Below are 25,043 nucleotides of genomic sequence, written 5' to 3' on the forward strand. Positions count from 1 at the left end.
TCGGCGTGGCTGCGCGGTCTGCGCAGGTTCGGCTACCGGGGCCCGGAGGCGGAAGGGGGCGCGGAGGTCAGAGACGGCGGTGTCCGCGAGCGCCTCGTGCCGTCGTACCCCGCGCCGTCGTCGCGGCTGTGGGCGTCGTTCGGGCTGAGCCGGTTCACCGCAGGTCAGATGTCCCGGCTGGTGGGCTGGGGCGGCCCGCTGCTCGTCACGCTCGTCGCGGGGCTGCTGCGCTTCTGGAATCTCGGCAGCCCCAAGGCCGTGATATTCGACGAGACGTACTACGCCAAGGACGCGTGGGCGCTCATCCACCGCGGATTCGAGGTGAACTGGCCCAAGAACGCCAATGACCTGATCCTGAAGAACAACGGCGACATCCCGATTCCGACCGACGCCTCGTACGTCGTGCATCCGCCGGTCGGCAAGTACGTCATCGGGCTCGGCGAGTGGATGTTCGGGCTCAACCCGTTCGGCTGGCGGTTCATGACGGCGCTGCTCGGCACGTTGTGCGTGCTGATGGTGTGCCGGATCGGCCGCCGCCTCTTCCGCTCGACGTTCCTGGGCTGCCTCGCCGGGGTGCTGCTCACGGTGGACGGGCTCGCGTTCGTGATGAGCCGCACCGCGCTGCTCGACTCGGTGCTGGTGTTCTTCGTGGTGGCGGCGTTCGGCTGCCTGATCGTCGACCGGGACCGGGCCAGGGAGCGGCTCGCGGCGGCGCTGCCGGTGGACGGGCACGGCCTGGTCCGTCCCGACGCGGACATCGCCGGGACGCTGCGTCTGGGATGGCGCCCGTGGCGGCTGCTCGCCGGGCTCTGCCTGGGGCTGGCGGCCGGCACGAAGTGGAACGGCTTCATCTACGTGGCCTTCTTCGCCGTCATGACGGTGCTGTGGGACGTCGGCACGCGCCGGATCGCCGGCGCCGAGCGCCCCTACCTCGCGGTGCTCAAGCACGACGTGTTCCCGGCGTTCCTCGTCACGGTCCCGGTCGCGATCGCCACGTACCTGCTGTCCTGGCTCGGCTGGATCCTCTCCCCCGACGACGGCACCGGCGGCTACTTCCGCAACTGGGCGGTGACCGCGGGCAAGGGCGGCGGCCACACCTGGCTGCCCGACTGGGTGCGCAGCCTGTGGCACTACGAGCAGGAGGTCTGGGACTTCAACACCAACCTCACCTCGGCGCACACCTACCAGTCCAACCCCTGGAGCTGGATGGTCGACGGCCGTCCGGTCTCGTACTTCTACGAGTCGCCGGCGGCGGGCCAGGACGGCTGCCCGGCGGACGCGACGGAGAAGTGCGCCCGCGAGGTCCTCGCCCTCGGCACCCCGCTGCTGTGGTGGGCGGCCTGCTTCGCGGTGCTCTACGTGCTGTGGCGCTGGCTGTTCCGGCGCGACTGGCGGGCGGGCGCGATCGCGTGCGCCGTCGCGGCGGGCTATCTGCCCTGGTTCAACTACCAGGAGCGGACGATCTTCTACTTCTACGCGGTCGTCTTCGCGCCGTTCCTCTGCCTGGCGCTGGCGATGATGCTGGGCGGGATCATCGGCAGGCCGGGATCGGGCGAACGCCGGCGGATGGCCGGCGCCGCGGGTGCGGGGGTGATCGTCCTGCTGATCGTGTGGAACTTCGTGTACTTCTGGCCGATCTACACGGGCACGGCGATCCCGATCGATTCCTGGCGTTCACGGATGTGGCTGGACACCTGGGTCTAGACCGCTTTCGGCCGTATTTGTGATCACTCTTCGGACACCTTCGGACACCAACTGGAAAACACCCCGTCCCCGTCCCGTCCGACGTGCCTAGAGTCCCTCCCGTACACCTGGGGAGGGGAAGCGCTCATGCGCAAGGGGGTCAAGGTCGCCATCGTCGGCGGGGTGTTCACCGTGATGGTGGGCGGCGCCGGGTACGGGGCCTACAACATCGTGTCGGCCGTCACGGGGGACGGCGGTTCGTCGTCGCTGGGCGGTGCGCCGGCCAGGCGGACGGGGCCGCCGTCGGGCGACGAGATCAAGGAGACGTCGCGCAAGTTCCTGGCGGCGTGGTCGAAGAACGACCCGGCCACGGCGGCGCACTACACCAACAACGCCGACGGCGCGCTGGCCTCGATCGAGGGCTGGCACGACGAAGCGCACATCACGCACACCGTGCTGACGCCGGGCAAGGCGGTCGGCGCCGAGGTGCCGTTCAAGGTGAAGGCCACGGTCTCCTGGGACAAGAAGACCAGGACGCTGGAGTACGCGTCGTCCCTGAAGGTCGTGCGCGGCGAGAAGACGGGCCGGGCGCTGGTCGACTGGGGGCCCTCCGTGCTCCACCCGGACATGGAGAAGGGCGACAGGCTCGTCACCGGTGAGGCGGCGGCGCCCCCCATCGAGGCCGTGGACCGCAACGGGGTGAAGCTGACCGCCGGGAAGTACCCGTCGCTCGGGCCGATCCTGGAGCAGCTGCGCGCCAAGTACGGCGACGAGACCGGGGGTTCGCCCGGCGTGGAGACGTCCATCGAGCGGACGGGCGCCGACGGCACGACGACGACCGCGAAGACGCTGGTGACCCTCACCAAGGGCAAGCCCGGCAAGCTCCGTACGACGATCAGCGCGAGCGCGCAGGCCGCGGCCGAACAGGCGGTGACGAAGTTCCCGAAGGCGGCCGTGGTGGCGGTCCAGCCGCAGTCCGGCGGGATCCTGGCGGTCGCCAATCACGGGTACGGGGAGTTCAACGCCGCGTTCTCGGCGACCCGTCCACCCGGCTCCACGATGAAGATCGTCACCGCGGCGGCGCTGCTCGACAACGGTGTCCTGTCGTCGATGAACTCGAGCGCCCCCTGCGACGACTCGGTGCTGGCGCTCGGCCAGACCTTCCACAACCTCAAGGGCATGGCCCCCGACGAGAACGCCACGCTCAGCAGCAGCTTCCAGCGCTCGTGCAACACCTCCTTCATCAAGCTCTCCGACGAACTGGGCGGCGACAAGTTCGCGACCGAGGCGTCCCAGCGGTTCGGGCTCGGCAGGGAACAGAACTGGCAGACCGGGGTCAAGTCGTTCGACGGCAACGTCCCGGTCAACGGCAACTCCCAGGACCCGGCCGGGATGATCGGGCAGGGCAATGTGCAGATGAACCCGCTGAACATGGCCTCGGTCACCGCGACCGCCATCACCGGCACCTTCCGCCAGCCGATCCTCGTCTCGCCCGAGTACGGCGACCGCAAACTCGCCACCGCGCAGGGCCTGCCGTCGCCGACCGTGACCCAGCTCAGGGCGATGATGCACGCCACGGCGACCTCGCCGATCGGCACGGCCACCCAGGCGATGGCCGGGGTGCCCGGGTTCGTCGGCGCCAAGACGGGCTCGGCCGAGAGCGACGGGCAGACGGTGTCCGACTCCTGGTTCACGGGCTTCCGCGACGGGGTCGCCACCGCCGCGGCGATGGTGGAGAACGGCGGCCACGGCGGCACCGCGGCCGGGCCCATCGTGGCGACGGTCCTCAAGAACGCCGGGTAGGAGCGCCCCGTAAGGGGCGCGAGGAACTGCGCGAGCAACCACACGAAACCGCAGGCACGTCTGCGGCGTTCTCTACTACGGCGGGTGCCGCTTGTTCGTGGCTGGCCGCGCAGTTCCCCGCGCCCCTGGCGGGGCTAGGCTTACCGTCCGCTACACCCCCGGAGGGAAACGTTGGGCACCAGAGGCAAGCGCCCCGAACCGGCGGCGCGCCGCAACTTCAACGCCCTGGTGATCGGCGGCGCCGCGGTCGTCGCCGTCGTCGGAGCCGGCGTCGGCGCCTACGCCCTGATGGAAGGCTCCGGGAGCGGCGACGGCAGCTCGGCCTCGGCCGACGAGAAGCCGAGGATCAAGACGGGCCCGCCCTCCGCCAAGGAGGTCCGCGCGGCGGCCGACGGTTTCCTGACCGCCTGGCAGCAGGGCGACGCGGCGAAGGCGGCCACGTACACCGACGACGCGACGGCCGCCGAGAAGGCGCTCACCGGACTGACGAAGGACGCCCGTCTCACCGGGGTGAAGCTGGCGGCGGGGCAGCGGACGGGCGCGAAGGTGCCGTTCCACGTGACGTCGACGGTCGTGTACGACCCGAGCGCGTCCGACAAGGGCAGGGCCGGCACGGGCGAGAAGCTGAGCAAGCCCCTCGCCTACGACTCCTCGCTGACCGCCGTGCGGCGCAAGAGCGACGGCAAGGTGCTCGTCGGCTGGCAGCCGTCCGTGCTGCACCCGGAGTTGAAGGACGGCGACAAGCTGGTCACCGGCGAGGCGGGCGATCCGCCGGTCAAGGCCGTGGACCGGGACGGCGCCGAGCTGGACGTGAAGAAGTACCCGTCGCTGGCCACGGTCGTGGACGGGCTGCGCGAGAAGTTCGGCAAGACCGCGGGCGGCACGGCGGGCGTCGAACTGCGCATCGTGCGCAAGGCCTCGTCGGGGAAGTCGAAGAAGGACGCGCAGCCGGACAAGACCCTGCTCACCCTCTCCGAGGGCACGCCCGGCAAGGTCACGACCACGCTGTCGCCCACGCTCCAGGCGGCGGCCGAGAAGCAGGTCGCCTCGCGCAAGCGGGCCTCGGTGGTGGTCATCCGTCCGTCGACCGGCGAGATCCTCGCCGTCGCGAACTCCAGCCCGGGCTTCAACACGGCCTTCCAGGGCTCGCTGGCGCCCGGCTCGACGATGAAGGTCATCACGTCGTCGCTGCTCCTGGAGAAGGGCCTCGCGGGCGTGAACAAGGAGCACCCGTGCCCGAAGTACTTCACGTACGGGCACTGGAAGTTCCAGAACGACGACAAGTTCCAGATCAAGAACGGCACGTTCAAGGCCAGCTTCGCCCGGTCCTGCAACACGGCCTTCATCAGCCAGGCGCCGAAGCTGGACGACGACTCGCTGACCAAGCAGGCGCAGCAGGTCTTCGGGCTCGGCATGAACAACTGGGCGGTCGGCGTGTCCAGCTTCGACGGCTCGGTGCCCGTGCAGTCGGACGCGCAGATGGCCGCCTCGCTGATCGGGCAGGGCGGCGTGCGGATGAACCCGCTGAACATGGCGTCGGTCGCGGCGACCGTGAAGAACGGCACCTTCCACCAGCCCTACCTCGTCTCCCCCGACGTCGACCACCGCACGATCGCGAAGGCCTCGCGCTCGCTGTCCGCCAAGACCCTCGCGGATCTGCGGGAGTTGATGCACTACACGGCGGTCGCGGGCACGGCGGTCGAGCCGATGTCCGGGCTCGGCTCCGACATGGGCGCGAAGACCGGCTCGGCGGAGGTCGACGGGCAGAAGCAGCCGAACGGCTGGTTCACGGCGTACCGCGGGGACCTGGCGTCGGCGGCCGTGGTGCAGGAGGGCGGCCACGGCGGCGACTCGGCGGGCCCGGTCGTCCGGCAGATGCTGCTGGCCGGGGGCTGACGGCCGCGCCCGATACCGGGTCGCGTGGGCGGTACACGGACTACTAGCGTGCCGCCCATGACGTCCTCCACCGATTCCGCCGGACCCCGTACCGCCCACCCCCGCTTCGCCGAGGCGGTGACCTCGATGGGGCTCGCCGACCTCCTGCCGCGCGTACGCAGCTTCCCCGAGGGGGCCCGTACCGCGCAGGAGGCGGCGGACGCCCTCGGCTGCGCGCTCAGCGAGATCTGCAAGTCGCTGATCTTCGCGGCGGACGGCGTGCCGGTGCTGGTCCTCATGGACGGCGCCTCCAGGGTCGACGTCGAACTGGTCCGGCGCGAGCTGGGCGCCGCGAAGGTGACCCGGGCCAAGGCGGACGTCGTACGCGAGTTCACCGGGTACGCGATCGGCGGCATCCCGCCCTTCGGCCACGCGCACCGCACCCGGGTGCTCGCCGACCGCTCGCTGCTCGCCCACGCCACCGTGTGGGCGGCGGCCGGCACCCCGCACACCGTCTTCCCGATGGCCCCCGCCGACCTGATCGCGCACGCGGGCGCCGCGCTCGTGGACGTACGGGAGTGACGCCGCTCGTCGCCGCGGCGGTGCTCCTCGCCGCGGTCACCCACGCGTCGTGGAACGCGCTCGCCCACCACATCACCGACAAACTGGTCGGCTTCACCCTGATATCCGGCGGCGGGACGCTGATCGGGCTCGCGATGGCCGGGTTCGTGCCCGTTCCCGCGGCGGGCGCGTGGCCGTATCTGGTGGTCTCCGCGCTGGTCCACATCGGTTACTACGTGCTGCTGATGACGTCGTTCAAGCTGGGCGACTTCGGCCAGGCGTATCCGATCGCGCGCGGCACCGCCCCGCTGGTGGTGACGGTGCTCGCGGCCGTCTTCGCGGGCGAGGTGCCGGACGGCTGGCAGGCGGCGGGGGTCGCGGTGTCCTGCGCGGGCCTGACCGGGCTCGCGCTGTGGGGGCTGCGGGGTTCGGCGCGCGGACCCGACTGGCGGGCGCTGGGCGCCGCGCTCGCGACGGGGGTCTCGATCGCCTCGTACACGGTGGTGGACGGGCTCGGGGTGCGCGCCTCGGGGTCCTCGCTCGGGTACATCGCGTGGCTGATGATCCTGGAGGGGATCGCGGTACCGGTGTACGCGGCGTACCGCTGGCGCGGGCAACTGGTGGCGCGGCTCCGGCCGTTCGCGGGGCTCGGGCTGCTGGGCGCGGCACTGTCCGTGGCCGCGTACGGGCTGGTGCTGTGGGCCCAGACCCGGGCGGAACTGGCCCCGATCTCCGCGCTGCGGGAGTCGTCGATCATCGTGGGCGCGGCGATCGGGGCGGTGTTCTTCAAGGAGCGGTTCGGGGCGCCGCGGATCGTCGCGGCCGGGGTGATGGTCGCCGGGATCGGTCTGATGCTGCAGTGAGCGGTCCCGCGGCCTAGGGCCTGTCTTCAAACTCCCCTCTGCCCCGCGACGCCTGGCACGCACTCTCGCCGCACCGGGCACAAGGCCGAGTACGTCCAGTACGAGGCCCTGCCCCCGGCGCGCCGAGAGCACGCACCAGACGCCGCGAGGCCGCCCTCCGGGCGACGAGGGGAGTTTGAAGACAGGCCCTAGACGGACGTGCCCTTGAACCCCGTGTGGACGGCGGTGAGGCCGCCGTCGACGGGCAGGACGATCCCGGTCACCCACGCGGCGTCCGGCGACGCCAGGAAGGCCACGGCCGCCGCGATGTCCTCCGGCTCCCCGACCCGCCCCAGCGGATACAGGCCGCGTACGGAGTCGGGGTCGTGGCCGGCGTCCGTCCAGGCCCGCGTGCGGACCGTCCCCGGCGCCACGAGGTTGACCCGCACGCCGCGCGGGCCCGCGTGTCCGGCGAGGGTGCGGGTGAGGGAGGCGAGGCCGGCCTTGGCGGCGCTGTAGGCGTGGTTGCCGAAGTCCTGGATGCCGTTCACGGAGCCGATGTTGACGATCGCGCCGCGGCCGGAGGCGACCAGATGCGGGAGTGCGGCGCGGCTGCACCGGTAGGCGCCGGTGAGGCTGAGGTCGAGGTCGCGGGCCCAGCCCTCGTCGTCCTCGTCCTCGAACAGCTCGGCGTCGGGGTGACAGCCGTAGGCGTTGTTCACCAGCACGTCCAGCCCGCCGAAGGTGTCGACGGCGTGCGCGACGGCGGCCCGGACGGAGTCCCCGTCGCCCACGTCGCAGCCGAACCCGACCGCCGTACCGCCCTGTTCGCGGATCTCGGCGGCCGTCTCGCGGGCGCCGGGCAGGTCGATGTCGGTGACGAGGACGCGCGCGCCCTCGGTGGCGAGCCGCCGGGCGACGGCGGCGCCGATACCGCGTCCGGCGCCGGTGACCAGGACCGCGTACCCCTCGAAACGTGTCATGGCCGGGACGCTACCCGGGACATCCCCCAGTGATCCCTCAGGGTGCGCTGCGGGGTCAACCAGGGTCGTTCCGGGTCGAGTTGAGGCCGGGACGCGCGGAGACTCGGCGCATGACCTCACCCCGCAGCGCATACATCGTCGGCCCCGCCCTCTTCGGCGCGTACGGCGTCATCAGACTCCTCGACGGCCTGGACGGCACCAAGGGCCCCGGGCTCGCCTGGACCACCGGGCATCTCTGCTTCCTCGTCGGACTCGGCTTCTTCGCGCGGGCGTTCTTCGCGATGCGCGCGGCCGCCGGGCGGTCCGACCGCTGGGCGACGGGCGGTCTGGTCGCCGCGCTCGCCGGGTCCTTCGCCCTCGCCGTGCAGTTCGGCGTGGACATCGTGACCGGCCTGATGGCCGCCGACCACGCCGAGATGGCGCGCCTCTCGGACCACTTCGGCTCGCTGCCGGGCGCCGAACTCGCCTTCTACGCCGTCGGCCCGATGTTCTTCTTCATCGGCCAGGTCGTCCTCGCCGTCCGCCTGTACGCGCTGCGCAGGCTGCCCGTGTGGGCGCCGTGCCTGATCTTCGCCGCCTCGCTGCTGCCGCTGACCACCAAGGACCTGATCCCGCTCGGCGCGGTGCTCATGCTGCTCGGCTACGCCCCGCTGTGGCGGTCCAGCGTCTCCCGTACGGCTTTGACCAGCGCCTGAGCGCGCGGGTCGGCGGTGACGCCGGTGCGCATCCCGTTCGTCACATAACCGAGGGCGATGCCGGACTCCGGGTCGGCGAGGCCGAGGGCGCCGCCGCGGCCCGGGTGGCCGAAGGAGCGCGGCGACAGGAGCGGGGAGGCGACACCGTGCAGCATGTAGCCGAGGCCGAAGCGCGAGGGGGCGACGAGGACCCGGTCCGGGCCCGAGGACGCCTCCGTACGGGCCAGCCGGACCGTCTCCTCGGTGAACAGCCGCCTGCCGCCGTCGACTTCGCCGATGAGCGCGGCGTAGAACCGGGCGAGGCCGTCCGCCGTGCCGATGCCGTTGGAGCCCGCGAGCTGTCCGGCGCGGTACGCCGGGTCGTTCTCGTCCGGGGCCGGGTCGACCGATCCGAAGGCGCGGCAGGTGAGCGAGTCCGGGTTTCCGTAGGCCTCGGCGATGCGGCGGCTCGGCCGGGCCCGCAGCCCGCCCGCGGTGACCGGCGCCTCGACCGGTCCGACCCGGCCCGCCCGGTCGGCCCGCGCGTCCGGCAGCCCGATCCACAGGTCGGCGCCGGCCGGTCCGGCGATCTCGTCGGCGACGAAGGACCCGATGTCGCGCCCGGTGACCCGGCGGACGAGTTCCGCCGTGAGCCAGCCGTACGTCTGCGCGTGGTAGCCGTGATCGGTGCCGGGCGCCCAGGACGGGGCCTGTGCGGCGACGGCCGCGGCGGCGCGCTCGGGGTCGAGGGCCTCGGCGGGGGTCAGCGGCCGGTCGAGGGCGGGCACCCCGGCGCGGTGCGCGAGCACGTCGCGGACCCGGGCGTCCTCCTTGCCGTGCGCCTTGAACTCGGGCCAGTACGTGCCGACCGGCGCGTCCAGGTCCAGCTCGCCGCGCTGGTGGAGCAGGAGCAGCGCGGCCGCGGCGACGCCCTTGGTGGCGGAGCGCAGGATCTGCGCGGTGCCGGGCTCCCAGCGCGGGCCTCTGCCGTCGACGTCGCGGCTGCCCGCCCACAGGTCGACGACCCTGTGCCCGTTCTCGTAGACGACGACGGCGGCGCCGCGCTCACCGCGGGCCGTGAAATTCTCGGCGAAGGCGGTGCGTATGCCTTCGAATCGGGGGTCCGTCGTGCCGTTCACTGCTGTCTCCACGATGAATGCAACAGGGGGCGGCGCGGGATGATTCCGGTCAGTGCCGGCCCGCCACGGACGCCGGGTCGAAGCCGAAGGGCAGCTCCAGGCGGTGGGCCCGCATCAGTTCCTCGTCCCTGAGCAGGTCGCCGGTGGGGCCGTCGGCCGCGATGACGCCGTCGCTGAGGATCAGCGCGCGCGGGCAGAGTTCGAGCGCGTACGGCAGGTCGTGGGTGACCATCAGGACCGTCACGTCCAACGACCGGAGGATGTCGGCCAGTTCGCGGCGCGAGGCCGGGTCGAGGTTGGAGGACGGCTCGTCGAGGACGAGGATCTCGGGCTCCATCGCGAGGACCGTCGCCACGGCCACCCGGCGGCGCTGGCCGAAGGAGAGGTGGTGCGGCGGGCGGTCCGCGTACTCCTCCATGCCGACCAGGGACAGCGCCTTGCGGACGCGTGCCTCGAGCTCCGCGCCCTTCATCCCGGCGGCGGCCGGGCCGAAGGCGACGTCCTCGCGGACGGTGGGCATGAAGAGCTGGTCGTCGGGGTCCTGGAAGACGATGCCGACCTTGCGCCGGATCTCCGCCATGTTCCGCTTGTCGACGGGCATCCCGGCGACCTTCACGGTCCCGGCGCCGCCGGTCAGGATGCCGTTGAGGTGCAGGACCAGGGTGGTCTTGCCCGCGCCGTTCGGCCCGAGCAGGGCGACGCGTTCGCCGCGGGCGACGGAGAAGTCGACGCCGAAGAGGGCCTGGTGTCCGTCGGGGTAGGCGAAGGCGAGCCCGGACACGTCCAGAGAAGCAGTAGTCACAGCATCCATCCCAGCAGACACACCACGAGCGCCGCACTCGGCAGGGTGAGCGCGTACGACCACTGGGCGCGCGACGCCGTCACCTCGTCGATCACCGGCATCGAACCCGCGTACCCGCGGCTGACCATGGCGAGGTGCACGCGCTCGCCGCGCTCGTAGGAGCGGATGAAGAGCGCGCCCGCCGATTTGGCGAGCACGCCCCAGTGGCGCACTCCGGACGCCTCGAAGCCGCGCGACTCCCGCGCGATCCGCATCCGCCGCATCTCGTCCGTGATGACATCCCCGTACCGGATCATGAAGGACGCGATCTGGACCAGGAGCGGCGGCAGCTTCAGGCGCTGGAGTCCGAGCAGCAGCTCGCGCAGTTCGGTCGTGGAGGCGAGCAGCACGGAGGCGGCGACGCCGAGGGTGCCCTTGGCCAGCACGTTCCAGGCGCCCCACAGTCCGCTCTCGCTGAGGGAGAGGCCGAGGACCTGGATCCGCTCGCCCTCGGCGACGAACGGCATCAGCACGGCGAAGGCCACGAACGGGATCTCGATGAGCAGCCGCTTGAGCAGGAAACCGGCGGGGACCCTCGCGGCGTACGCCACCGTCGCGAGCAGCGCCGCGTACAGGGCGAACGCCCACATCGCCTCGCGGGGCGTGGAGACCACGACGATCACGAAGCCGAAGACGGCGGCGAGCTTGGTGTGCGGGGGCAGTCCGTGCACGGGCGAGTGCCCGTGCCGGTAGAGCCGGTGTGCGTGGCCCGCGCCCATGTCAGACGGTCTCCTGCGGGCGGACCTCGGTGGACGCGGCGCCGCTCGTGCGCCGCCTGCGCACCGCCCAGAAGATCCCGGAGCCCGCGACGACCGTCACGCCGACGCCGATGACTCCGGCGAGGCCGCCGGAGAGCCGGGCGTCGGTGACGTCCTTGACGCCGTAGTCGGCGAGCGGGGAGTCGGAGGAGGCGTGCTTCTCGGCCTTCTTGTCGATGCCGTGGTCGTGGGCGACCTTCTCCAGGCCGTCCGGGTTCGCCGAGGCGTAGAAGGAGACGAATCCGGCGAGGACGAGGGAGGCGAGCAGGCCGGTGATCCAGATCTTGCGGTGCGAGCGGGCGGCCACCGGGGCGGCGGCCGGGGCGGCCGGCGCATCGACCAGCTCCCCGCCGACCTTCAGCTTGAGCGGCGCGGTCAGGCCGCGGGCCCCGTACACCAGGTCGGGCCGGACGGCGACGACCGCGCCGACGGTGAGCGCGGTGATGACGGCCTCGCCGATGCCGATGAGGACGTGCACGCCGACCATGGCGGTGGCGACCTTGCCGAGCGAGACGTCGGCGGTCCCTCCGATGGCGTAGATGAGGGTGAAGACCACGGCGGCGGCCGGGACCGACAGGAGCGCGGCGGCGAAGGACGCCACCGTGATCGAGCGGCGGCCGCGCGGCAGCACCTTCACCAGGCCGCGGAAGACGAGGTAGGCGACGACGGTGGTCGTGATCGCCATGTCCGTGATGTTCACGCCGAGCGCGGTCAGGCCGCCGTCGGCGAAGAGCACGCCCTGCATGAGCAGCACGACGGAGACGCACAGGACCCCCGTGTAGGGGCCCACGAGTATCGCGGCCAGCGCTCCGCCCAGGAGATGGCCGCTGGTGCCCGCCGCCACCGGGAAGTTCAGCATCTGCACGGCGAAGATGAAGGCGGCGACGAGGCCCGCGAGCGGGGCGGTGCGTTCGTCCAGCTCACGGCGCGCGCCGCGCAGGCTGACGGCGACCGCGCCCGCGGCGACGACACCGGCGGCCGCCGAGACGGGCGCGTTGATGAATCCGTCGGGGACATGCATGCGGGGATCTCCGGCGCTCGGCAGCTGGTTAACCGTTCGATGATAGTGCCTTGTTGCGAACCCTTCGCAAGAGCGCCTGGCGATCAATTACTTCTGGCCCGAATATCCGAACATATGGGACATTTGACTCATGAGTGGCGACGAGCAGTACGTCGAGCAGTACGCCCGTGCCCGTCTCGTCACCGGCTCCGCCGACGAGCACCGGACCGTACCGGTGGTGCTGCGCTACGGCGGGGACGGCCGGGTGCGGGTCGCGCTGCCCGCGCCGGAGGGCGAGTGGACCTTCCCGCGCGAGCTGCTCGAACACGGTCTGCGGGCGCCCGCCACCGGGGGCGACGTCCGCATCTGGCCGTGCGGCCGGGTCCAGGCGGTCATGGAGTTCCACACGCGCGAAGGGGTGGCGGTCGTGCAGTTCGACGTGAAAGCCCTGATCCGCTTCCTGCGTCGTACGTACACGGCCGCCACCCCGGCGACGAGTACCGGCTGAGCCGGGCCTGTGGCTAGGCGCTGACCAGCTCCCGGTCGCCGTCGTCGTCCTTGTCCGTGGCGCCGGAGGCCGTCTTCAGGCCCTCACCCTCCACGTCGACGTTCGGCAGCGCCCGGTCCAGCCACTTCGGCAGCCACCAGGCGCGCTTGCCGAGCAGCGCCAGGACGGCGGGCACGATCGTCATGCGGACGATGAACGCGTCGAAGAAGACGGCGATCGCGAGGCCGAAGCCGATCATCTTCACCATCTGCTCGGAGCTGCCGATGAAGCCCGCGAACACCGCGATCATGATGACGGCCGCGGCGCTGACCACCCGGGCCCCGTGCCGGAACCCGGTGACGATCGCCTGCGCCGGGCGCTCCCCGTGGACGTACGCCTCCCGCATCCGGGTCACGAGGAACACCTCGTAGTCCATCGCGAGACCGAAGACCACGCCCACCATGAAGATCGGCATCATCGACATGACCGGACCGGTCTGCTCGACGCCGAAGAGCGAGCCGAGCCAGCCCCACTGGAAGACGGCGACGACGGCGCCGAGCGCGGCGAGCACCGAGAGCAGGAAGCCGAGCGCCGCCTTGAGCGGGACCAGGACCGAGCGGAAGACGACCATCAGGAGCAGGAACGCCAGGCCGACGACCAGGGCCAGGTACGGCACGAGCGCGTCGTTCAGCTTCTGCGAGACGTCGATGTTCATCGCGGTGGAGCCGGTGACGCTCAGCTCGGCGCCGGTGTCGGCCTTGATGTCCTCGCCCGCCGCGCGGATGTCGTGCACGACGTCCTCGGTCTGCACCGAGGAGGGCTTGTACTTCGAGACGACGCTGATGATGGCGGTGTCGCCCGCCTTGTTGAAGGTGGCGGGCGCGACGGCCGCGACCCCCTTCGTCTTCTTGATCGTCGAGACGACGTCGTCGACGGCCGCCTTCGGGTCGTCCGCGCCCTGGGCGTCGACGACGGTCATCAGCGGGCCGTTGAAGCCAGGACCGAAGCCCTCCGAGAGCAGGTCGTACGCCTTGCGCTGGGTGGTGCTGGTGGGCTGGCTGCCGTCGTCCGGCAGACCGAGTTCGAGCGAGGCGACCGGGACGGCCATGGCGCCGAGGCCGAGGATGCCGACGACGAGGACGGCGACCGGGCGGCGCAGCACGAAGCGGGCCCAGCGGGTGCCCATGTTGGCCTTGGCCTCGGTCTTCGTCCCCGACTCGGCGGCCTTGCGGGCCTTGCGGCCGTGGACGCGCTTGCCCGCGTAGCCGAGCAGCGCCGGGATGAGGGTGAGCGCGATGAGCACGGCGATGGCGACGGTGCCGGCCGCGGCGACGCCCATCTTGGTCAGCATCGGGATGTTGACGACGGCGAGGCCGACCAGCGCGATGACGACGGTGAGCCCGGCGAACACGACGGCCGAGCCCGCGGTGCCGACGGCCCGTCCGGCGGCCTCCTCGCGCTCGCGGCCCTCGGCCAGTTCGGCCCGGAAGCGGGAGACGATGAACAGCGCGTAGTCGATGCCGACGGCGAGGCCGATCATCATCGCGAGGGTGGAGGTGGTGGAGCCCAGGTCCAGGGCGTTGGCGAGCGCCGTGATGGTCGAGACGCCGATGCCGACGCCGATCAGCGCGGTGAGCAGCGGAAGACCGGCCGCGATCAGCGAGCCGAAGGTGATCACGAGCACGACGGCCGCCACCGCGATGCCGATGACCTCGGTCGCGCCGGTCTCCGGCATCGCCTGGAGCGCGTCACCGCCGACCTCGACGGTCAGTCCGGTGTCCTTGGCGTCGTCGATGACCTTCTGCAACGCGTCCCGGTCCTCGTCGGTCAGCTCCATCGAGGAGACCTTGTACGAGGCCGAGGCGTAGGCGATCTCGCCGTTCTTGCTGACCGTGTTGCCCGCGAACGGGTCGGCGACGGAGGCGACCTGCTTCGAGCTGGACTTGATCGCGGAGACGGTGTCCTGGATGTCCGCCTTGTTGGCGGCGTCGGTGAGCTTCTCGCCGGCGGGCGCCTTGAAGACGACCCGGGCGGTGGCGCCGTCGGCGGCCGAGCCCGGGAAGCGCTCGTCGAGGAGGTCGAAGGCCTTCTGGGCCTCCGTACCGGGAATCGAGAAGGAGCTGGAGGCGGCGGTCGGCGCGGAGGCCGCGCCCACGCCCGCGAGCGTGAGCAGGGCCACCCATATCAGGGCGACGAAGTGCCGTCGGCGGAAGGCGAGCTTGCCGAGTTTGTAGAGGAAGGTGGCCACGAAGGCGTACTCCGGTCAGAGTCGGGGGGCAGGCTGGGCAGGGGTCATCAGCCCGACGACGTGAGCGGTGCGCGTCAGGTGAACGGGGGTGGTGATCTCCGGGCGGAGCTCAGGCGACGAGGGCGGGGAGAACCACTGCGTCGATGTACGAGGTGAGGTAGGCCTGGGTGGGCGGCTGCTCGTCGATGAGGGTGCGGGTGGCGAACGCGCCGATCAGCATGTGGATGATGTAGGCGCGCGCCGGGTTGTCGGCCCGGATCTCGCCCCGGTCCACCGCTCTCTGCAGCATCCGGTCCACCCCGGACATCTCCGGTTCGACGATCCATTCCTTGAAGGCGGTCAGCAGGTCGGGGTTGGCGTGCACGGCCACCATCAGGCCGCGCATCAGCGCGCTGTTCTGCTCCATGTGACAGTCGTCGTCACGGAGCACCATCGCGTGCAGATCGCCGCGCAGCGACCCGGTGTCGATCTCGTCGAAGTGCGGCTTCTGGTGCCGCAGCGCCTTCACGACCAGCTCGGCCTTGCCGCCCCACTGGCGGTAGAGCGTCGCCTTGCTGGCCCGGGTCCTGGTGGCCACGGCGTCCATCGTCAGGGCGTCGTAACCGACCTCCCGGAGCAGGTCGAGCACGGCCGCGTACAGCTCCGCCTCGCGCTCGGGCGTGATCCGGCTCCGTCTGACTACAGCTTCGGCGACCATGACCTCACCTCTCCGGGTTCGTACGCTCTGAACATACCCTCCCCCTTAACGAAACGAAACAGTTTCGTACGTGGCCTGCACCACAGTGCCCGTAAGGGGCGCGGGGAACTGCGCGAGCAACCACGACACACCCGCAGACGAACACACCCCAGGTTGCCGGAGCCCACCGCGCGGAAAAGCATGAAGAGGTGACCCAGGACGACGCGGCCCAGGCCTACCTACGATTCCCGCACCTGCACGGCGAGCGGCTGTGCTTCGCAGCGGAGGACGATCTATGGATCGCGCCGCTCGACGGCTCGGCCCGGGCCTGGCGGCTCACCGTCGACCGCACCAAGGTCAGCCACCCGCGCTTCTCGCCCGACGGCACCCACATCGCGTACACGAACTGGCGCAGCCTCGACCCGGAGATCCACCTGACGCCGGTCGACGGCGGCTCGGCCCGCAGACTGACGTACTGGGGCAGCGTCGACACCCAGGTCAGAGGCTGGACGCCGGACAACGACATCCTCGCCGTCGCCTCGCACGGCGAACCCTTCTCCTACTTCACCTTCGCCTACAACGTGCCCACCGACGGCTCCCCCGGCGGCAAGCTGCCCTGGGGCCCGGTCTCCGACATCCAGATCGCCGACATCGCCGGCGAACGGCGGACCCTGCTGCTCACGGGCACACCCCCGCACGAACCGGCCGCCTGGAAGCGGTACCGGGGCGGCGCCCAGGGCCGGCTGTGGGTGCACGGACAGCGCATCCTCGCCGACCTCGACGGGCACCTCGACGCCCCCATGTTCGTGGGCGACCGGATCGCCTTCCTCTCCGACCACGAGGGCATCGGCAACGTCTACTCCTGCCTGCCCGACGGCTCCGGCCTCACCCGGCACACCGACCACGACGCCTTCTACGCCCGGCACGCCTCGACCGACGGCACCCGCGTCGTCTACCAGTGCGCGGGCGAACTGTGGATCCTGGACTCGCTCGCGCCCGACTCCGAGCCGCGCAGGCTGCGGGTGCGGCTCGGCGGACCGCGCGCGGGACGCCGCAGCTACCAGGTGCCGGCCGCCCACCACGTCGACTCGCTCTCCGTCGACGAGACCGGCCGGGCCAGCGCGGTCGTCGTCCGCGGCTCCCTGTACTGGCTCACCCACCGCGACGGCCCGGCCCGCACCATCGCCGACACCCCGGGCGTACGGGTGCGACTGCCCGAGATGCTGGGCTCCGGCGGGCAGGTCGCCTACGTCACCGACGCGGCCGGCGAGGACGCCGTCGAGATCGCCTATCTGCCCCGGGCCAGCGGCGACCGCCCGCCCCGGCGCCTCGCCTCGGGCGGACTCGGCCGGGTGCAGGAACTGGTCGCCGACCCCGACGGCGAGCGGCTCGCCGTCGCCTCCAACGACGGCCGCCTGCTGCTGCTCACCGTGCCCGGCGACGGGGCGACCGAGGCCACGGCCACCGAGGTCACCGAGACCGCCGAGGTCACCGAGCTGATCCGGTCCACGAACGGCCCGGTCCGCGACCTCGCCTTCTCCCCCGACGGCGCCTGGCTGACCTGGTCCCACCCGGGCATCGGCCGCTCCCTGCGCCAGATCAAGATGGCCCGCATCACCGGCCCCGGCGACCACGGCATCGTCGACGTCACCAACGGCCGCTTCGAGGACGAGAACCCGGTCTTCACCCGCGACGGCCGCTATCTCGCCTTCCTGTCCTGGCGCGGCTTCGACCCGGTCTACGACGTGCACACCGGCGACCTGTCCTTCCCGCTCGGCTGCCGCCCCTACCTCGTACCGCTGTCCTCCGCGACGCCGTCCCCGTTCGCACTGTCGCCCGACGGACGCACCGCCGCCGGGGGCCTCGACCCGGTCGAGGACAGCGGGAGCGACGGCACCCCGACCGTCGAGATCGAGGGCCTGGCCAACCGGGTCGTGCCGTTCCCGGTCGCGGCCTCCAAGTACTCGGCGCTGCACCCGGTCTCCGGCGGCGGCCTGGTCTGGCTGCGCTGGCCGATCTCCGGCGCGCTCGGCGAGACGTTCGCCAACCCGGCCGACACCTCCTCCCAGCCGACCCTCGAACACTTCAACCTCAGCAAGGGCAAGAAGACCCAACTCGTCGACCACATGGACTGGTTCGCGGTAAGCGGCGACGGCACCCGGCTCGTCGTCGCCGACGAGGGCGACCTCCAGGCCGTCCCCTCCACCGAGGCCGGCGACTCCGACTCCACGGTCTTCATCGACCTGCGCCGCATCCTCCACGAGGTCGACCCGGCCGCCGAATGGCGCCAGGCCTACGACGAGGCGGGCCGGATCATCCGCGCCTACTTCTGGGAACCGAAGATGTGCGGCATCGACTGGGACGCCGTCCTCGACCAGTACCGGCCGCTCGTGGAGCGGGTCGCGTCACCGGACGAGTTCGCCGACCTGCTGCGCGAGGTACTCGGCGAACTCGGCACCTCGCACGCCTACGTCTCCCCCGCCCGCCGCAACGAGGGCCCGCCGCACTACCAGCGCGCCCAGGGCCTGCTCGGCGCCAACTTCGTCTGCCGGGACGGCAGTTGGGTGATCAGCCGGATCCTGCCCGGCGACTCGTCCGACTCCCGGGCGCGCTCCCCGCTGTCCGGCACCGGCATCCGCGAGGGCGCCGCCCTCACCCATGTCGACGGGCGCCGGGTCGACCCGGTCGCGGGCCCGTTCCCCCTGCTCGCGGGCGCCGGCGGCACCACGGTGGAGCTGACCTTCGACCCGGCCGAGGGCGGCGGCCGGGCCCGCCGGGTCGCGGTGGTCCCGCTGATCGACGAACGGCCCCTGCGCTATCAGGACTGGGTCGCCAAACGCCGGGCCGTCGTCCGGGAGTTGAGCAACGGCAAGTGCGGCTATCTGCACATCCCCGACCTGGGCGGCTCCGGCTGGGCCCAGTTCAACCGCGACCTGCGCATGGAGGTCTCCCGCCCCGCCCTCATCATCGACGTACGCGGCAACGCGGGCGGCCACATCAGCGAACTCGTCGTCGAGAAGCTGTCCCGCCGGATCCTCGGCTGGGACCTCACCCGCAACGCCCAGGCGGTGTCGTACGCGTCCAACGCCCCGCGCGGCCCCGTGGTCGCCCTCGCCGACGAGGCGACCTCGTCCGACGGCGACATGATCACCGCCGCGTTCAAGCTGCTCGCGCTCGGACCCGTCGTCGGCCAGCGCACCTGGGGCGGCGTCGTCGGCATGACCGGACGGCACCGGCTCGGCGACGGCACGGCGATCACGGTGCCGATGAACGCGGCCTGGTTCCCCGAGTACGGCTGGTCGATCGAGAACCGCGGCGTCGACCCCGACATCGAGGCGCTGCGCACCCCGCTGGACTGGGCGGAGGGCCGGCACGCCCAGCTCGACGACGCCGTCGAACTGGCCCTGGACCTGCTGCGCGAACAGGGCGCCCTCACCCCGCCCGACTACTCGGACGTACCGGACCGGCGACGGCCCCAACTGCCGCCCAGGTGAACGGGGATCGGGCCCCACCCGTGAGTTCCGGGTGGGGCCCGATCATGTCCGTGGTGCGCTCAAGGAGCGCTCAGGACGGGCAGAGCCTGCTCATACGTCAGACACCGACGCGCGGGTCAGGAGTCCTGGTCGAACTTCTCCCGGGCCTGCTGCGAGCGCTCGCCCGCCTCGTCCTGCATCTGCTGAGCGCGCTCGCCGGCCTGGTCCTGGGCCTGCTGCGAGCGCTCGCCCGCCTCGTCCTTGGCGCCGCCGAGCTTCTCCTTGGCCTGGTCCTGGAGCTGGTCGGCCTTGTCCTTGAACTGGTCCATGATGCCCATGCTTGTTCACTCCCGTAGTGGGTGAGGGGTTGGGGCCTCGACCAGACTGACACGGGGTGACATAAGCCGCATTTCGATCAATGACCGACCGTACAGGCCGCACGAAAGCGCAGGTCAGCCGCCCCGCACCGATTCGTCGGCAGCCCCTCCGGCGCCCACCAGACCCTTCGGCACATGACCGAGCCGGCCCTCGAACCGGCGCATCTCGCGCTGCCCGACCGTCCCGATCAGCGCGGGCAGATAACCCCGGATGCCCTGCATGCCGCGCAGCCACCACTGCGCGTACACGTGCGCGGACCGCCGCTCGATGCCGTCCACGATCCGGTCGACCGCCGGGCCCAGCGGATACGTCTTGTTCGTCGGCCACGGCAGCCGCTGGCGCAGCTCGCGCATCACGTCGTCCTGGTCCGCGCCGCGCACCATGTCCGTGTCGGTCCACGACAGATAACCGACGCCGACCCGCACGCCCTTGTAGCCGACCTCGCCGCGCAGGCTGTGCGCGTACGCCTCGACACCCGACTTCGACGCGCAGTACGCGCTCATCATCGGCGCCGGGGTGAGCGCGGCGAGCGAGGCGATCTGCAGCAGATAGCCGCGCGACTCCATCAGCACGGGCAGGAAGGCGCGGCCGGTGACGGCCGACCCGATGAGGTTCACCTCGATGACCCGCCGCCAGGCGACGGGGTCGGAGTCCACGACCGGACCACCGGTGGCGACCCCCGCGTTGGCCACGACGATGTCGACCTTCCCGAACCGCTCCTTCACCTCCTGCGCGACCCGCGCCATCGCCACGTGATCGGTGACATCGGCGTGCCACCAGTCGGCGTCGGAGTGCAGCCGCCCCGCGACCTGCTTCAGCTCGTCCGGCTCCAGACCGACCAGCGCGATCTTGGCGCCGCGCGCCGACAGCTTGCGGGCGAGCAGCTCGCCGACCCCGCGCGCCGCGCCCGTGACGACCGCGACCTGACCCTCGAGACTGACCTTGCTCATGCGGCGTCCACTCCTTCGCGGTCCTGTTCCACCTGTGCCGGTGTCGGTATGTACGTACGGGACAGTTCCCGGATCTTCCCGGTGACCGCCTCCGGCGCCTCGATGGGCGTCATGTGGCCGAGTCCCGGCAGCTCGGTCAGACCCACGCAGTTCGGCAGCTCGGCGGCGATCCGCCGGGCCAGCACCACGGGCGTCATCCGGTCGGCGGTGCCCGCGAGCACGGCCACCGGCATGGTCAGCTCCCGCACCCCGGCGTCGACCTGGAGCTGTTCGAGCACCTGCGACCAGCCGTACCGCACCTCGCGCGGGCACGCGTGCACGATCCGCGCGCACGCCTCGACCTTGTCGGGCGAGGAACCCGGGCCCATCGTCGCGTACCTGAGGACCTTCTTGCCGACCGGCGTGACCGGCCCGAGCGGCGCCTTCGAACCGAGGACCGCCCGGGTCAGCCGGGTGCGCAGCCCGCCCGGACGCAGCAGCGGCACCACGGTCGACTCGGCCACCAGACCCGAGCTGCCGGTGCTGCACAGCAGCAGCGCGGCCGCGTGCTCCGCGACCTTCGCCCGCCCCGCCGCGGCCATCAGCGTCATACCGCCCATGGAGTGCCCGGCGAGCACGGCCCGCTGCCCCGGCGCGAGCGTCGCGCCCAGCACCGCCTCCAGGTCGTCGGCCAGCATGTCGGTGGTGTACGGGAGTTGGGCGGAGGCCGGGCTGCGGCCGTGCCCGCGCTGGTCGTACACGATCACCCGGTGGTCGGTGGCGAGGGCCCGGGTCTGCGCCGCCCAGAAGGCGGTCGAGCAGGTCCAGCCGTGCGACAGCACGACGGCGGGCCCGTCGGCCGGACCGTGCACCTCGACATGGAGCCGGGCACCGTCCGCCGAGGTGACGGTCAGTTCGTCGACGGCCACGGGCGGCGCGTACGGCCCGGTCCGGACATGGGTCAGACGGCTCACGCGGCACTCACCTTCGTCTTCTTCTTCGTACGGGACTTTCCGGACTCCGCTTCGACGGGCGGGCGCACCACCTCGTACTCCCCCACGTCCACGCGCCGCGTGGCCTGCCGGAACTCGGTCGTGGTGCCCGGCCACACCGTCGTGTTGCGGCCGTTCTCGTCCAGGTACCAGCTGTCGCAGCCGCCGGTGTTCCACACCGTGCGCTTCATCCGGTCCTGTACGCGGTTGTTCCAGCCGGAGACGGCGGTCTCGCGCGGCGTGAGGGCGACCCGCCCGCCGAGCACGGTCAACTGCCGCATGTAGTCGGCCAGATAGTTCAGCTGGGACTCGATCATCAGGATCATCGAGGAGTTCCCGAGCCCGGTGTTCGGGCCGATGATCGTCATGAAGTTCGGGAAACCGGCGGCCGTGGCACCGCGCAGCGCCGCCATCCCGCCCTTCCAGCTCTCGGCGAGGCTGACCCCGTCCGCGCCGACGACCCGCTCCGCGATCGGCATGTCCGTGACGTGGAACCCGGTGCCGAACACGATCGCGTCGACCTCGGCCTCGGTGCCGTCCGCGGCGACCAGCGTGTTCCCGCGGATCTCGCTCAGCCCGGACGCGACCACGTCGACGTTGGGCTGCGCGAGCGCCGGATAGTACGCGTTCGACAGCAGGATGCGCTTGCAGCCGATGCGGTAGTCGGGGGTGAGCTTGGCGCGCAGCGCCGGGTCCTTGACCGCCCGGTGCATGTTCCGCTTGGCGAGCTGCTCGACCATGCCCAGCTCGTTGGGCCGCTTGGTGAACGCCTGGACCTGCAACTCCCGGATGCCCCACAGCAGTCCGCGCCGCGCCTGCGTGGTGAACGGCAGCTGCCGGTGCAGCCAGCGCTCGGCCCTGGAGATGGCGCGGTCGGCGCGCGGCATGACCCACGGAGGCGTCCGCTGGAAGAGGGTCAGCCTCCCGACCTCCTTCTGGACGGCGGGCACGATCTGGATCGCGGACGCGCCGGTCCCGATCATCGCGACGCGCTTGCCGCGCAGGTCGTAGTCGTGGTCCCAGCGCGCCGAGTGGAAGACCTTGCCGGGGAAGGAGTCGAGCCCCTTGATCTCCGGGATCTTCGGGTCGGACAGCGGCCCGGTGGCGGAGACGACGACATCGGCGGTGATGACGCCCTGGGCGGTCTCGACCTCCCACCACAGCTTCTCGCTGTCCCAGCGCGCCTGCTTCACCTCGGAGTCGAAGCGGATGTGCGGGCGCAGCCGGAAGGTGTCGGCGACCCCCTCCAGGTACTCCTGGATGCGCTCCTGCCCGGAGAAGGTCCGCGGCCAGTCCGGGTTCGGGGCGAACGAGAACGAGTACAGGTGCGACGGCACGTCACAGGCGCAGCCCGGGTAGCTGTTGTCCCGCCAGGTCCCGCCCACCGTGGAGGCCCGCTCCAGGACCACGAAGTCGGTGATGCCCTCACGGCGCAGCCTGACCGCCGCGCCGAGCCCGCCGAACCCGGACCCGATCACCGCCACCCGTACGTGCTCGTGCTCGGTCATCCCGGGGCCTCCCTTGCCGCACGACTCCGCCAGTAAACACTGGCGTAGTCCGGAGGGTAGAGCAGCTGATTACCGAGCGGTAGGGGTAGGACCGAGGAAAGTTACCGGCGGTACAACATAGGGTCGTGCCGTGCCCACAGAAGCGACGGAACCCAGCGAGCAGCGCGAGTACCGCATGGAGGAGCTGGCCAGGGCGGCCGGCATCACGGTGCGCACCGTGCGCTTCTACCGCGAGCGCGGCCTCATCAAGCCCCCGCGCCGCGAGGGCCGCATCGCCTGGTACGACGACACGCACCTGGCCCGCCTGCACACGATCGCCCAGCTCCTGGAGCGCGGCCACACCCTCAACGGCATCGCCGAACTCTCCGAGGCCTTCGACCGCGGCCGCGACGTCGCCGAACTCCTCGGCATCGGCGAACCCACCGAGGAGATCCCGGTCCGCCTGACCGCCACCGAACTCGCCGACCACTTCGCCGGCGACGTCACCCCGGAGAACCTCCAGGCGGCCCTGGACCTCGGCTACCTCGGCACCGACGGCGAGGAGATCGTCCACATCAGCCGCCGCCTGCTCGACGTCTCGGCGGCCCTGGTCCGCGAGGGCATCCCGCTCGCGGAGGTCCTGGCCGCCGCCCGCACCGTCCGCGAACACGCGGACGCACTCGCCACCCTCTTCCACGAACTGGTCCTGGCCCACGGCGACGAAAAGGACGTCCAACGCCTGCGCCCGCTGGCCAAGTCGGTGGTGGAGGCGGAACTCTCGATGGCCCTGGACCGCAAACTCAGCCCGCCCCCGGGCGGGTCCTACTCGTAGACGACGGTGACCGGGGCGTGGTCCGACCAGCGCTCCGCGTGGGTGGCCGCCCGCTCCACGAACCCCTTGACCGCGCGCTGCGCGAGCCCCGGCGTCGAGAGCTGATAATCGATGCGCCATCCTGCGTCGTTATCGAACGCACGTCCGCGATACGACCACCACGAGTACGGCCCCTCGACGTCCGGGTGCAGCGCCCGCACCACGTCGACGTAGCCGCCGTCGTTCGCGTCGAGGACCTGGCCCAGCCACTCCCGCTCCTCGGGGAGGAAGCCGGAGTTCTTCTTGTTGGCCTTCCAGTTCTTGAGGTCGGCCTCCTGGTGGGCGATGTTCCAGTCGCCGCAGACGACGACCTCGCGGCCGTCGGCGGCGGCTCGCTCGCGCAGGTCCTTCAGGTAGGCGTGGAACTCGGTCATGAACCGGATCTTCTCGTCCTGCCGCTCCGTGCCGACCTCGCCGGAGGGCAGATAGAGGGAGGCGACGGTGACGCCGGGCAGGTCCGCCTCCACGTACCGGCCGCTGCCGTCGAACTCGGCCGACCCGAACCCGATCCGCACCCGCTCCGGCTCGCGCCGCGTGTAGAGGGAGACTCCGGCGCGACCCTTGGCGGCGGCCGGGGCGTGCACGACGTGCCACCCCTCGGGTTCGCGCACCTCGTCGGGCAGCTGGTGCGGCTCGGCCCGCACCTCCTGGAGGCACAGGACGTCGGCGGAGGTCTCGGCGAGCCACTCCACGAAGCCCTTCTTGGCGGCGGCCCGCAGCCCGTTCACGTTCACACTGGTCACAGTCAGCACCCGGCCACGGTACCGGCACACTGGACGGACCAGCCGCAAGCGCTTCAGCATAGAGTTACGATGGAACGTATGAGTATCCAGTCCGCGCCGTCCGCCACCACCGCCGGGATCACCGTGCGGCAGGTCTCCTTCGGCCACCCCGACGCGGTCGCCCTGAACGACCGCGTACAGCTCGAATATGCGGAGCGCTACGGCGACGAGGGCGATGTCACTCCCCTCGACCCGACGATGTTCGACGCCCCGCGCGGCCACTACCTGATCGCGTACGACGCGGCGGGCGTCCCGCTGGCCACCGGCGGCTGGCGCACGCAGGACGAGAACGACGAGGGGTACGCGGACGGGGACGCCGAGCTGAAGCGGATGTACGTCACCCCGGAGGCCCGCGGGCTCGGGCTGGCCCGCCGCATCCTGGCCGCCCTGGAGGACGACGCCCGCGCGGCGGGCCGCACCCGCATGGTCCTGGAGACCGGCACCAAGCAGCCCGAGGCCATAGCGCTGTACCTGTCGAGCGGGTACGAGCCGTGCGCCAAGTTCGGGCACTACCGGTTCGAGGAGCTCAGCCGCTGCTACGCCAAGCCCCTCCAGGGCTGA

General features: G+C 71.6%; 22 protein-coding genes. 10 read left to right on the plus strand and 12 right to left on the minus strand.

Annotated features, from left to right (window positions below):
• The first annotated feature begins 9 nt into the window (after nucleotides 1-9).
• The 5 genes from ABZ930_RS21620 to ABZ930_RS21640 all read left to right on the plus strand — a co-directional run bounded on the left by ABZ930_RS21620 (nucleotide 10) and on the right by ABZ930_RS21640 (nucleotide 6,785).
• Nucleotides 10-1,704 (plus strand): phospholipid carrier-dependent glycosyltransferase, encoded by a 1,695-nt coding sequence (locus tag ABZ930_RS21620; RefSeq protein WP_361550167.1) that lies wholly within the window; start codon nucleotides 10-12, stop codon nucleotides 1,702-1,704.
• A gap of 126 nt (nucleotides 1,705-1,830) precedes the next feature.
• Entirely contained in the window at nucleotides 1,831-3,486 is a 1,656-nt protein-coding gene (locus tag ABZ930_RS21625; RefSeq protein ID WP_361550067.1) for a penicillin-binding transpeptidase domain-containing protein, read from the plus strand.
• A gap of 288 nt (nucleotides 3,487-3,774) precedes the next feature.
• On the plus strand, nucleotides 3,775-5,382 hold the full coding sequence (locus ABZ930_RS21630; RefSeq protein ID WP_361550169.1) for a penicillin-binding transpeptidase domain-containing protein: 1,608 nt from the start codon (nucleotides 3,775-3,777) through the stop codon (nucleotides 5,380-5,382).
• A gap of 57 nt (nucleotides 5,383-5,439) precedes the next feature.
• Nucleotides 5,440-5,943, plus strand: a complete 504-nt coding sequence (locus ABZ930_RS21635) for a YbaK/EbsC family protein (RefSeq protein ID WP_361550069.1) — start codon at nucleotides 5,440-5,442, stop codon at nucleotides 5,941-5,943.
• Nucleotides 5,940-6,785, plus strand: a complete 846-nt coding sequence (locus ABZ930_RS21640) for a DMT family transporter (protein WP_361550071.1) — start codon at nucleotides 5,940-5,942, stop codon at nucleotides 6,783-6,785. The genes ABZ930_RS21635 and ABZ930_RS21640 overlap by 4 nt, the downstream gene beginning before the upstream one ends.
• Nucleotides 6,786-6,973: 188 nt before the next feature.
• Here the strand turns inward: ABZ930_RS21640 and ABZ930_RS21645 are convergent, their stop codons facing one another.
• Nucleotides 6,974-7,747 (minus strand): SDR family NAD(P)-dependent oxidoreductase, encoded by a 774-nt coding sequence (locus ABZ930_RS21645; protein WP_361550073.1) that lies wholly within the window; start codon nucleotides 7,745-7,747, stop codon nucleotides 6,974-6,976.
• A gap of 110 nt (nucleotides 7,748-7,857) precedes the next feature.
• On the opposite strand from ABZ930_RS21645, the gene ABZ930_RS21650 reads away from it, so the two are divergent.
• Nucleotides 7,858-8,442 carry a hypothetical protein gene (locus tag ABZ930_RS21650; protein ID WP_361550075.1) on the plus strand — a complete coding sequence of 195 codons (585 nt, stop codon included), beginning with the start codon at nucleotides 7,858-7,860 and terminating at the stop codon, nucleotides 8,440-8,442.
• Here the strand turns inward: ABZ930_RS21650 and ABZ930_RS21655 are convergent.
• Genes ABZ930_RS21655 through ABZ930_RS21670 form a run of 4 tightly spaced genes read right to left on the minus strand, consistent with a single transcriptional unit; the run spans nucleotide 8,388 to nucleotide 12,180 of the window.
• Entirely contained in the window at nucleotides 8,388-9,560 is a 1,173-nt protein-coding gene (locus ABZ930_RS21655; RefSeq protein WP_361550077.1) for a serine hydrolase domain-containing protein, read from the minus strand. The two genes, ABZ930_RS21650 and ABZ930_RS21655, sit on opposite strands and share 55 nt — an antisense overlap.
• Nucleotides 9,561-9,609: 49 nt before the next feature.
• Nucleotides 9,610-10,371 (minus strand): ABC transporter ATP-binding protein, encoded by a 762-nt coding sequence (locus ABZ930_RS21660; RefSeq protein ID WP_361550079.1) that lies wholly within the window; start codon nucleotides 10,369-10,371, stop codon nucleotides 9,610-9,612.
• Nucleotides 10,359-11,120, minus strand: coding sequence for a cobalt ECF transporter T component CbiQ (gene cbiQ, locus ABZ930_RS21665; RefSeq protein WP_361550081.1), 762 nt, complete (start codon nucleotides 11,118-11,120; stop codon nucleotides 10,359-10,361). Before cbiQ ends, ABZ930_RS21660 begins: the two co-directional genes overlap by 13 nt.
• 1 nt (nucleotide 11,121) lies before the next feature.
• Complete coding sequence (locus tag ABZ930_RS21670; RefSeq protein WP_361550083.1) at nucleotides 11,122-12,180, minus strand: energy-coupling factor ABC transporter permease; 1,059 nt, start codon at nucleotides 12,178-12,180, stop codon at nucleotides 11,122-11,124.
• Between the two features lie 130 nt (nucleotides 12,181-12,310).
• Between ABZ930_RS21670 and ABZ930_RS21675 the strand changes: the two genes are divergently transcribed.
• Nucleotides 12,311-12,667, plus strand: coding sequence for an SsgA family sporulation/cell division regulator (locus ABZ930_RS21675; protein ID WP_361550085.1), 357 nt, complete (start codon nucleotides 12,311-12,313; stop codon nucleotides 12,665-12,667).
• A gap of 13 nt (nucleotides 12,668-12,680) precedes the next feature.
• On the opposite strand, the gene ABZ930_RS21680 is transcribed toward ABZ930_RS21675, so the two are convergent.
• The gene (locus tag ABZ930_RS21680) at nucleotides 12,681-14,894 is read right to left on the minus strand and encodes an MMPL family transporter (protein WP_361550087.1); all 2,214 of its coding nucleotides are present in this window, start codon (nucleotides 14,892-14,894) and stop codon (nucleotides 12,681-12,683) included.
• Nucleotides 14,895-15,003: 109 nt separating this feature from the next.
• Nucleotides 15,004-15,591, minus strand: a complete 588-nt coding sequence (locus tag ABZ930_RS21685) for a TetR/AcrR family transcriptional regulator (protein ID WP_361550089.1) — start codon at nucleotides 15,589-15,591, stop codon at nucleotides 15,004-15,006.
• Nucleotides 15,592-15,779: 188 nt separating this feature from the next.
• Here ABZ930_RS21685 and ABZ930_RS21690 point away from each other — a divergent pair, with 188 nt between their 5' ends.
• Nucleotides 15,780-19,064, plus strand: coding sequence for a S41 family peptidase (locus ABZ930_RS21690; protein WP_361550091.1), 3,285 nt, complete (start codon nucleotides 15,780-15,782; stop codon nucleotides 19,062-19,064).
• A 116-nt stretch (nucleotides 19,065-19,180) separates the two neighbouring features.
• Here ABZ930_RS21690 and ABZ930_RS21695 read toward each other — a convergent pair whose 3' ends face one another.
• From ABZ930_RS21695 to ABZ930_RS21710, 4 genes are all read right to left on the minus strand, one after another.
• Nucleotides 19,181-19,381, minus strand: coding sequence for a hypothetical protein (locus ABZ930_RS21695; protein WP_361550093.1), 201 nt, complete (start codon nucleotides 19,379-19,381; stop codon nucleotides 19,181-19,183).
• A 114-nt stretch (nucleotides 19,382-19,495) separates the two neighbouring features.
• Nucleotides 19,496-20,371 carry an SDR family oxidoreductase gene (locus ABZ930_RS21700; RefSeq protein WP_361550095.1) on the minus strand — a complete coding sequence of 292 codons (876 nt, stop codon included), beginning with the start codon at nucleotides 20,369-20,371 and terminating at the stop codon, nucleotides 19,496-19,498.
• A complete protein-coding gene (locus tag ABZ930_RS21705; RefSeq protein WP_361550097.1) occupies nucleotides 20,368-21,324 on the minus strand; it encodes an alpha/beta hydrolase in 957 nt (318 codons plus the stop codon). The genes ABZ930_RS21700 and ABZ930_RS21705 overlap by 4 nt, the downstream gene beginning before the upstream one ends.
• Nucleotides 21,321-22,850 (minus strand): NAD(P)/FAD-dependent oxidoreductase, encoded by a 1,530-nt coding sequence (locus ABZ930_RS21710; protein WP_361550098.1) that lies wholly within the window; start codon nucleotides 22,848-22,850, stop codon nucleotides 21,321-21,323. Before ABZ930_RS21710 ends, ABZ930_RS21705 begins: the two co-directional genes overlap by 4 nt.
• A 175-nt stretch (nucleotides 22,851-23,025) precedes the next feature.
• Here ABZ930_RS21710 and ABZ930_RS21715 point away from each other — a divergent pair, with 175 nt between their 5' ends.
• On the plus strand, nucleotides 23,026-23,661 hold the full coding sequence (locus ABZ930_RS21715) for a MerR family transcriptional regulator (RefSeq protein ID WP_361550171.1): 636 nt from the start codon (nucleotides 23,026-23,028) through the stop codon (nucleotides 23,659-23,661).
• Here ABZ930_RS21715 and ABZ930_RS21720 read toward each other — a convergent pair.
• The gene (locus tag ABZ930_RS21720) at nucleotides 23,652-24,452 is read right to left on the minus strand and encodes an exodeoxyribonuclease III (RefSeq protein WP_361550100.1); all 801 of its coding nucleotides are present in this window, start codon (nucleotides 24,450-24,452) and stop codon (nucleotides 23,652-23,654) included. The genes ABZ930_RS21715 and ABZ930_RS21720 overlap by 10 nt on opposite strands.
• 69 nt (nucleotides 24,453-24,521) lie before the next feature.
• Here ABZ930_RS21720 and ABZ930_RS21725 point away from each other — a divergent pair, with 69 nt between their 5' ends.
• Nucleotides 24,522-25,043 (plus strand): GNAT family N-acetyltransferase, encoded by a 522-nt coding sequence (locus ABZ930_RS21725; RefSeq protein ID WP_361550102.1) that lies wholly within the window; start codon nucleotides 24,522-24,524, stop codon nucleotides 25,041-25,043.

The organism is Streptomyces sp. NPDC046716, assembly GCF_040645755.1.
In the GTDB taxonomy this organism is placed as follows: Bacteria; Actinomycetota; Actinomycetes; order Streptomycetales; family Streptomycetaceae; genus Streptomyces.

Coding starts and splice junctions, on each gene's coding strand:
- ABZ930_RS21625 (WP_361550067.1), top strand. CDS start 1,831: ATGCGCAAGGGGGTCAAGGTCGCCATCGTCGGCGGGGTGTTCACCGTG.
- ABZ930_RS21630 (WP_361550169.1), top strand. CDS start 3,775: ATGGAAGGCTCCGGGAGCGGCGACGGCAGCTCGGCCTCGGCCGACGAG.
- ABZ930_RS21635 (WP_361550069.1), top strand. CDS start 5,440: ATGACGTCCTCCACCGATTCCGCCGGACCCCGTACCGCCCACCCCCGC.
- ABZ930_RS21645 (WP_361550073.1), bottom strand. CDS start 7,747: ATGACACGTTTCGAGGGGTACGCGGTCCTGGTCACCGGCGCCGGACGC.
- ABZ930_RS21650 (WP_361550075.1), top strand. CDS start 7,858: ATGACCTCACCCCGCAGCGCATACATCGTCGGCCCCGCCCTCTTCGGC.
- ABZ930_RS21660 (WP_361550079.1), bottom strand. CDS start 10,371: ATGGATGCTGTGACTACTGCTTCTCTGGACGTGTCCGGGCTCGCCTTC.
- cbiQ (WP_361550081.1), bottom strand. CDS start 11,120: ATGGGCGCGGGCCACGCACACCGGCTCTACCGGCACGGGCACTCGCCC.
- ABZ930_RS21670 (WP_361550083.1), bottom strand. CDS start 12,180: ATGCATGTCCCCGACGGATTCATCAACGCGCCCGTCTCGGCGGCCGCC.
- ABZ930_RS21675 (WP_361550085.1), top strand. CDS start 12,311: ATGAGTGGCGACGAGCAGTACGTCGAGCAGTACGCCCGTGCCCGTCTC.
- ABZ930_RS21685 (WP_361550089.1), bottom strand. CDS start 15,591: ATGGTCGCCGAAGCTGTAGTCAGACGGAGCCGGATCACGCCCGAGCGC.
- ABZ930_RS21695 (WP_361550093.1), bottom strand. CDS start 19,381: ATGGGCATCATGGACCAGTTCAAGGACAAGGCCGACCAGCTCCAGGAC.
- ABZ930_RS21700 (WP_361550095.1), bottom strand. CDS start 20,371: ATGAGCAAGGTCAGTCTCGAGGGTCAGGTCGCGGTCGTCACGGGCGCG.
- ABZ930_RS21710 (WP_361550098.1), bottom strand. CDS start 22,850: ATGACCGAGCACGAGCACGTACGGGTGGCGGTGATCGGGTCCGGGTTC.
- ABZ930_RS21715 (WP_361550171.1), top strand. CDS start 23,026: ATGGAGGAGCTGGCCAGGGCGGCCGGCATCACGGTGCGCACCGTGCGC.
- ABZ930_RS21725 (WP_361550102.1), top strand. CDS start 24,522: ATGAGTATCCAGTCCGCGCCGTCCGCCACCACCGCCGGGATCACCGTG.